Below are 6,727 nucleotides of genomic sequence, written 5' to 3'. Positions count from 1 at the left end.
CTCCGGCTGCCGGCGCAGGGCCTGCGTCTTGTCCTCTTCTTCCTGCGGCTGGCGGCGAACCGCCTGAAGTTCGTCGTCCTGCTCGGTCTCCTCGGCCGCCGCACGGCGAACGATGCCCTTGGGCGCAATACCGGTCCGGGCCGGCGCGGCCCGTGCGGCGAGGCGGGCTAAAAAGCTCATGACGCCCGCCTCCCTCGTGACAGCGGCGTGCCCCGTTCGGCGCGGATCAGTTCTGCATAGGCGCGGCGGCGGGCAACCGGCAGATCAAGGATCTCGGGTTCGGTCCAGCAATAGGCGGACGCGATCACGTGAACCTCGCGCAGGAGCGTCTCGACAAGCGGAAACGCGAAGGTCAACGGATCGATTCGGGCTTGACAGGCAGACCCACAGTCGGGACAGAACGCTTCGACGCTGTCCGCGACATCGGGCGAGACCGCCTCCAGTGCTGCGTCGATCCGTGCGAGGTCGTGAAGGTCGAACCGGATCGCCTCGGCCTCTGCCGCCTCCGACAGCCCGCAGAGTGCAGCAAAGACCCGGCGCGGATCTTCGTCGTCGCGCATGCTCGCCAGCGCCTCCTCGTGACCGCCATTCGGGGCCTCGAAACGGCGCCGCCCGAGACTCGTGGAAACCTCCGCGACAGGGAAACCCGATCCCGCACCGGTGCGCGGGATGTCGGTCAGGGAAAGGCGCAGGTCGAAACGCGCGCCGCAGGCGTCACACGGTGCTTCGTACCATTCCCACTGGCCACGGAACCTCAGGGCCGCGCGCTGGAGCAGCCATTCCCGCCCCGCTGCAGAGACCCTCCGCGCCGCTCCCTGATCCGCGGAGGCCTCACCAAAACCTGCATAGAGCGCCGCCAGGATCGTCGTAACCCGCGCCGGTCGCGAACCTGCGCTGCCCGCCGCCTCGGCCACGGCAAGTTCGGCATGCCCGTCCAGCGCACGATAGCGCATTGGCGGGAAGGCCTCGACCAGGGTTTCGGGGGCCCGGTCCATGCAGATCAGGTCTCTGACGGCTCGGCCACGGCCTCGTCCCGGACGAAACCTTCATGCTGCAACGTGATGGTCTGGATACCCACGGTGTTCATGTTGTTGGCGTCGAACTCGGGCAGTGCCTGGAACTCGGACACCCAGGCCCGGCGTAGCTGGTAGCTGATCGCCGGCACGCCCTGCAGGTTCATCACGTTGATCACGACATCGCGGCGGTAGTTCACGAGGCTCATTCCCGCGTCCCCGTCGCGAACGTTGTTCACGGCATTGGCCCATTCCTCGAAGATGGGATCGTGGGTCAGGCCCTGTTCCAACGCGATTGCCTCAAAGCTCGACCCTCCTGGCATCACTCTCTGGTAGGAGGGATCGCCTGCGGAGCGCCACTTCACGGCCTCGGTGGTGCGTTTCAGCGCGCCCATCTTGGTCAGACCGGCGACGGCCTGGCCGTTGATGACGATCTGGAACTTGAAGGTGCGATACGGATCGTAGCGATGCGCGTTCGCGGGAAAGGTTGGGGCAGGCATCGGGCCCTCCTCCTGTCTGGTTGCGGCGGGTCAGGCCTCAACGGGCCTGACCGACGATCTGCTTGATCTGGACGACGACGAACTCGGCGGGCTTCAGAGCGGCGAAGCCCACCACCACCCGCACCACGCCCGCGTCGATATCCGCCTGGGTCATGGTCGATCCCAGCCCGCACTTCACGTAGTAGGCGTCAGAGGCTTTCTCGCCTTGGAAGGCGCCCGCACGATGCAGCGTATCCATGAACGCGCCGACATTGGCTCTCAGGCTCGACCAGAGCTTGTGGTCATTGGGTTCGAAAACCACCGCCTGAAGCGCGTTGTAGAGGCTCTCGCCGATCATGTTCTGGGTTCGCCGAACGGGCACATACCGGTATTCCGGCTTGGTCTTGGTCGCGCGTGTGCGCGCACCCCAGATGACGGTGGGCCCGATGATCGCGCGCAGGCAGTTGACGCCGAACTCGTTGAGGTTGTCCTGAAGCGCGTTGCCAATCAGGACATTCGGGCCCACGGTCGACCTGACCGTTGCCTCCAATCCCGCTGGGGCCTTCCAGACGCCCCGAGTCCCGTCGATCCTGGCCCAGAGTCCGCCCGCGAAGCTCGACGGCGGAATCGAGAAGGTCTTGGGCAGGTTGGCAGCGGTGTCGGCGTCATAATACGGGTTCGCGACGTCGAGCCACGGATAGTAGAGTGCCACATAGGGGGACGTCGACACGCCCAGATGCTTGACGTCTTTCGGGGTCGTCAGGCGGTTGGCGATGACGGCGGTGTCAGGAGGATCGACTATCAACATCCGGTTCTGCATGAATTCCGCGTGGGTGATTGCCGACTGGATGATGGAATTGTCCCCCGCCTCGATCCAGTTGAGGCCAGGCAGGAGCATGATCGAGATGTCGCGATAGTCGCGCAGCGTCGTATAGACGGACTGGTAGAGCGCAAGCCCCGGGGCCGGCTCACCGTCGCCGCCGCCGTTCAGGTAGGCCTCGATCAAGCCGCCACCGGTGATATCCTGCGGAGGCATCGCGCTGCTGGTCGCGGCCGCCCCGAGCCCCAGGATCGTCAACGCGGAATTGGAAGCTGGCGCCGCCGCGGTGACGTCGCCGGACGTTCCCAGAAGACCGGACCGCAGCACCAGGTGCGATTCGGCACCGTCGATCTCGACCCGCGCGGTAAAGTCGGGAACGCCTGCAAGTTCCGCACGGACCTGATCCTGGATCTGCTGCGCGATGGCGCCGATATCAGCGGTGTTGACCGCAAAGCCGACGGTGACCGTGTTGCCGCCAACGCTGATGTCCACGGCTCGTCCGCCGACCTCTGCCTGACCCGAGGCGGCTATCTGCAACGGGCCACTGCGGATCCCGACCGACTGGACGGGTCCGATCGCTCCCGTGCCGCTCAATGGTCCCGCCGCGATGTTGACCAGCGTAGACCCGTCATTGACGACACCTTCGATCGACTGGGGTGACGCCCCCGACATCTGAGCTCCGGTGAAGCTCTCCAGCGCAACGAAGTCCCCGTCGTCGACGATTCCGATCTCGAACGTGTAGCCGAGTTCCAGATCCGGCGGCAGAACGCTGTCCGTCGGGAAGAGCCGGACGACCATCGCGTCCCCCCAGAGCCCCGGATTGACCGCGGTCACGGTAAAGCCCGCGGTCGCGTCTTCCGGATTCGGGATCGCGGTCTCCGCCGCGCTCAGGTTGCCGGAATTGTCCTCGGCAACCCGCACGATATAGGCTTTCGTTCCGCCATTCGCGAAGAAGGCCTGCACCGCATGCCCGAAGAAGTCCGCACTCTGCCCGCGGTTGCGGATCCCTCCCGCCTGGCCGTCGAGATCCCCGAACTGTGCGGCGAACTGGTCACCGTTCGTGATGTAGACCGGCTCGCCGACCGGGCCGCGCCGGATCGGGCCGATGAAGACCGCAACCGAAGTCGAGGCCGCCTCGATGGCCAGAAGGCCGGATGGCACATGTTCGATATAGACGCCCGGATGCATGTAGTTGGACATGCCGGTTTCTCCTCGGCTGTTGCTGGCCGGCCCTCCCGCGCTCGCGAATCGGACCACCTTGAGCGACAGACAAAACGTTGCTCAGACGGTTGGTTCCGCTGCCCGTGACGAACCGCTTAAGTAGAGTAGTTGGTTTAGCCGCCGCCGAAATTCACAACAAGACGAGTTAATGTCAGAAGTTGTGGATAGCGGTCAGGCAGCGCTCCTGTCTGACTGATCGGTCAATTGCTCCCCCCTCCCGGAACTTCACGTTTTGACGACCAGTTCCCGCTTCTGGAAGTACTTGATTCGTCGCCACCGGTTCTGGGCACTCTGGACAAGATCCACCTGGTTTGCGATGCCTCTGCTTACCCAGGGATAGGTTACGTCCACGTTTCGATAGTGATCGATTGGCCAGCTCTGGCCGCCCAGGGTTTGAAACTTGACTTTGGAAAGCGGACTATCAAGAGAGCTGCATTGTTGTGCTTGTATCTCGATGCTTGTTTGGTAAACGGGTACGCTACCGCCTTGCCCAGCACAGCTAAAAGCCGCTGCACCGTGGTTGGGTCAGATTCAACGAAAATCTGACTAGAGGCATGATACATTTCACTATGTTCGAGCCGCTTAGCTTGTATACATATCGTCGATGTAACTCTATATATACCCATATATACCCGACATGTTCTAGGCAAGACATATTTTTTACATGCCTTGCCGACAACAACAAACTTCATGTAATAACGCGACGCCCCTGGCTCATTGCTGTGCTGCAGATAAGCGACGCTAATACATTCAAATCACACTTCCTGCCCTTCTCTTGAAGCTAAAGGAATGAATAACGTTTAGTGTAGGCGTCACTCGACTTACGTGTGAAAAAAAAATCTAAAAGTGGCAATTTTTTGATACTTAATTTTAATTAAAGTATAATAAAATAGCATGAAAAAAACGAAACCTCCCCACTGGTAGCACCTAAGCCTCACCAACCCACTGTTTTCTCTGGAATAGTAGTACCATTCGCCTACCATCCCATCGGGTAAAATGACCATCAGCGATATCAACGTCGAGGAGACCCTCGAAAGGGTCCGACAGCAGCTCAAGGAAGACCGTATGGGCTCCCTTCCCTGCACGCTGCCATCGACGTGCAGATGCTACTGGTCAAGCTGATGGCGGATCGGCTGTCGACCTGCACTATGGGCTCCCGACGACCATCTCCAGCCGCATCATTAACGAGAACAGTGGCGTATGCCAGGTGACCTCTGATTTGAGAGGCAAGGATTTGAGGAGCAAACCCCCTGATGATCCGCCGGGAATTATCGCCATAAGCTAATTCAATATTTTCTAAATATCAAGAAGCCCGCCAACGTCGGGCTGCTTTGTGGTACTCATGACGAAATTGACCTAACCTGATTTAAAGTAATTCGAAGGAACAACGGATCATCAGTACGAGCACATAGCATGAAACTCAGACCATGGAGGTTAGCCTGAGCGGGAGTGTGCTCAGGCCATCGCCTACCATGATTAATCTGTTCGCTCGAAACGGGCCGCGAGGGATCAGAATGAATCACTCAGAATTTTCAACGTCGAGCGACGCAACCGAATCCACTGGAAGTGGTACCGATTCACCAACCGACTTGCAGGCACTTCGAGTCAATATTGCCACGATCGTCGGCAGGTATTTCCTCCCACTTCTGATTGTTACGATGTTATTTGCGGTTTTTCTTATTGTTATTATTGGGACGCGGTTCGTAACGGATGATACAGCCGAGAAAATGGCGTTAGCATCTTCCGTGCAAGTCGCGTTCGGTATGATTATCGGTTACGTGTGCATCTATATAGGCCTGATGATGACGTGGTTTGGAATCGAAGCTGCTTATTCCGTACAAGGAGCCCTCGGGGCCGAGCATGCTAAAGGCGAAATCAGCTTGCGCAGTGCTAGTCCCGGATTGTTTTTTGCACTTGGCGGCATGATTTTAATTGCCGCGTGCCTGTACAAGCCGATTGAATACAGAGCGGAAGTACCTATTACAGCAAGGGACATACCGGTCATGCCTCCCGCTGGCAATGCAGCACAGGAGAGGCCAGCGGCGGTGGAAGCTAAGCCGCCGCCACCTCTCGAGGACGAAAAGTAACCACCAAAAAACTTGGTAAACAAAATCGCCTCCCCATGATGAGCACCGAAGGCAATTCACATCGAAAGAGGATAAACATGAGACTGGCAACTTTTATGATTTTTTCTTTCGCTATCGCGTGCTGGGTTGATTTCGCTGCTGCTCAGGTACAACTACGGCACCCTGACCAATTTTACACAAACGGAGAAAAATCTGACGGTTGGACCCGTGACTCTGAAAAACGCCTCAGGTCGACCTTTTGGTTCGCGAAAAACCCGGAAAGCAGCCTCTCGTATCAACAGCAAATAGTTATCGTTTATGATAAAGCGCCAAATAAGGCGTACTATTTCGATACGGCTACCAAGCAATTCATCGGCTGGTTCGACTTAGCAACGGAGCGATACTCGCTCCTCAGCCCGGAGTACCGACGCGAACGAATCGAGGAAATCGATGAATCATGGTTCCCGCCACCGAGCGACTTGCCGACTATTGGCGAAATGTTTGAAATTGCACCCGCAGACCTTAACGGAAACTTCCACTGTTTTATCGAGACTGGCAAAGAAGTTTCTCAGCCCATGTGCGAGCGTGAAAACCCAAATATAATGAGGATGCCGCCACCGACAGCACAATTCCCTCGGCTCCATGCAAGTTCGTGGGATACCAGTTACACGAATGCCGATGGAAGTCGAGTTCGAGCACGTGTGGATCTTAAAGGCGACTCTGGGACATATCAACTAACCAACAACGAGGTCACTGGAGATCTTTCTAATATAAAGTACATCATTGACCAAGAGGTGATTTCCATTACAGGACAGTGGGCGCTCCAGGACACTGGTGGCTATTTTGTCTTCAATGTTCCAAAGGACAATATGGATGTTTTCTGGGGAGACTGGGGCTTTGTCCGCGACAGCATTTATGGTACTTGGAGTGGCATACGTAGACCGCGCTGACACTCCCCGCCCACCGCGCTACGCGCTTTGAGCGAGGGTTCTTGGGTCACCCCGAGAACCTTCCTGCTTCGACACGCCTTCACTAGACAACGGCTAGGCCACTGCCCCCGCTCCAGTCGCTCCACAGGCTAACCCCGCCAGCCCGGCGGTTCGGATATTCCTGGCTGCATTGATGTCG

The 6,727-nt window shown here is 58.2% G+C and carries 6 protein-coding genes and 1 pseudogene; 2 read left to right on the top strand and 5 right to left on the bottom strand.

The window, feature by feature from the left end:
- The 5 genes and pseudogenes from KG088_RS17440 to KG088_RS20190 all read right to left on the bottom strand — a co-directional run.
- Window positions 1–180 (bottom strand): hypothetical protein (locus KG088_RS17440; protein ID WP_213827594.1); only part of this gene is annotated, 180 nt, incomplete at its 3' end.
- Window positions 177–995, bottom strand: a complete 819-nt coding sequence (locus KG088_RS17435) for a hypothetical protein (protein ID WP_213827592.1) — start codon at window positions 993–995, stop codon at window positions 177–179. The genes KG088_RS17435 and KG088_RS17440, both read right to left, overlap by 4 nt.
- 5 nt (window positions 996–1,000) lie before the next feature.
- The gene (locus KG088_RS17430; RefSeq protein WP_213827590.1) at window positions 1,001–1,513 is read right to left on the bottom strand and encodes a phage tail protein; all 513 of its coding nucleotides are present in this window, start codon (window positions 1,511–1,513) and stop codon (window positions 1,001–1,003) included.
- Window positions 1,514–1,550: 37 nt separating this feature from the next.
- Window positions 1,551–3,512, bottom strand: a complete 1,962-nt coding sequence (locus KG088_RS17425; protein ID WP_213827588.1) for a phage tail sheath C-terminal domain-containing protein — start codon at window positions 3,510–3,512, stop codon at window positions 1,551–1,553.
- A 192-nt stretch (window positions 3,513–3,704) separates the two neighbouring features.
- Window positions 3,705–3,833: pseudogene (locus KG088_RS20190) on the bottom strand (IS256 family transposase); the annotation flags it as partial.
- 1,214 nt (window positions 3,834–5,047) lie between these two features.
- Here KG088_RS20190 and KG088_RS17420 point away from each other — a divergent pair.
- Window positions 5,048–5,620, top strand: coding sequence for a hypothetical protein (locus KG088_RS17420; protein ID WP_213827586.1), 573 nt, complete (start codon window positions 5,048–5,050; stop codon window positions 5,618–5,620).
- 77 nt (window positions 5,621–5,697) lie between these two features.
- On the top strand, window positions 5,698–6,549 hold the full coding sequence (locus tag KG088_RS17415; protein WP_213827584.1) for a hypothetical protein: 852 nt from the start codon (window positions 5,698–5,700) through the stop codon (window positions 6,547–6,549).
- Window positions 6,550–6,727 lie beyond the last annotated feature (178 nt).

The sequence above is a fragment of the Halomonas jincaotanensis genome, assembly GCF_018448785.1.
Classification (GTDB): domain Bacteria; phylum Pseudomonadota; class Gammaproteobacteria; order Pseudomonadales; family Halomonadaceae; genus Halomonas; species Halomonas jincaotanensis.
The sequence above is the reverse complement of the archived record's forward strand: the minus strand, read 5'-3'. Positions and strand labels throughout refer to the sequence as shown.